Raw genomic sequence first — 1,171 nt, 5'->3', positions numbered from 1 at the left:
GTGGCGGGGTGGGTGGAGAACAGGCTGTCCATGCGCTCGCCGTGAAGGGGATTGATGATGAAGAGATGCGCGGTCGCGGGATTGCGCTCGGCATCGGGGTTGCGGATGCGTTCGGCGCCGCGGGCGATCTTGTCAAGCGCCGATGCCAGCCAGAGCGGGTGTCCACAGATTTCGGCGCCACGTCGGTCGGCCTCGTATTCGCGGGTGCGGCTGACCGCCATCTGCACGACCATCGCGGCAAAGGGCGCTACGATCATCGCCGCCAGCACGCCGACAAAGCCGAACGGATTGTTGTCGCGATTGCCACTGAAAAAGAAGGCGAAATTGCCGAGCATCGAAATGGCACCGGCAAAGGTGGCGACGATCGTCATGGTCAGCGTGTCGCGGTGCTGCACATGGGCGAGTTCGTGCGCCATGACGGCTGCGACCTCTTCAGGCGTCAGCGCCTGCAACAGGCCGGTGGAGGCAGCGACCGCCGCGTTCTGCGGGTTGCGGCCGGTGGCAAAGGCGTTCGGCTGCGGATTGTCGATCAGGTAGGTCTTCGGCATGGGCAGGCCGGCCTGTTTGGCGAGCGACTGGACGATGGCGTAATATTCGGGCGCGTTCTTCTCGTCGACCTCGACGGCACGGTTCATCGACAGCACCATCTTGTCGGCATTCCAGTAGCTGAACAGATTGGTGCCGGCGGCGATCAGCAGCGCGATCATCATGCCGCCGGTTCCGCCGATCAAAAAGCCGACGCCCATGAACAGCGCGGTCATCGCGGCAAGAAGCATGGCGGTGCGAAGTGTGTTCATCGTCTGCTCCTGTCCAGGTGATAGCGAAAAGGGGTCGATCCGCTTCGTCTCATCGCTATATGATGGGAAACACCAGTTCCCGTTTCAATCCGCTGGAAATATCGCATGAACGACGAAGCCAGTAAAACCGATGCCGAGCTTGCCCATGATGTCGAGCCAAAGGCGCTGACGCCGGAAGCCAGACGTGCGCTCGCGGAAGCCGAAGCAAGGCGTGTAAAGTACCTGGAAAAGGAAGCCTCGGCGCCGAAGGAAATCGGCGGCCGCGGCGGCAAGGAGCCCGGCCGCTACGGCGACTGGGAGGTAAAGGGCCTGACCAGCGATTTCTAGACGCGGCCTAGGCGGCGTTGCGCTGCGGCTCGAGCGCGATCCAGCCA

The 1,171-nt window shown here is 62.8% G+C and carries 2 protein-coding genes; one reads left to right on the top strand and one right to left on the bottom strand.

Features of this window, described 5'->3' with window-relative positions; translation table 11 throughout:
* Positions 1 to 797: zinc metalloprotease HtpX (gene htpX / locus ENZ74_RS32405; RefSeq protein ID WP_127313315.1), on the bottom strand; the 797-nt coding region annotated here is incomplete at its 3' end.
* A gap of 105 nt (positions 798 to 902) precedes the next feature.
* Between htpX and ENZ74_RS32400 the strand changes: the two genes are divergently transcribed.
* On the top strand, positions 903 to 1,124 hold the full coding sequence (locus ENZ74_RS32400) for a DUF1674 domain-containing protein (protein WP_024504209.1): 222 nt from the start codon (positions 903 to 905) through the stop codon (positions 1,122 to 1,124).
* Positions 1,125 to 1,171: the final 47 nt, after the last annotated feature.

Source organism: Mesorhizobium sp. M7A.F.Ca.CA.002.15.2.1 (genome assembly GCF_003998715.1).
GTDB classification, from domain to species: Bacteria; Pseudomonadota; Alphaproteobacteria; order Rhizobiales; family Rhizobiaceae; genus Mesorhizobium; species Mesorhizobium ciceri.
Note: the sequence above shows the minus strand (reverse complement) of the source record. Positions and strands in the feature narration are given on the sequence as shown.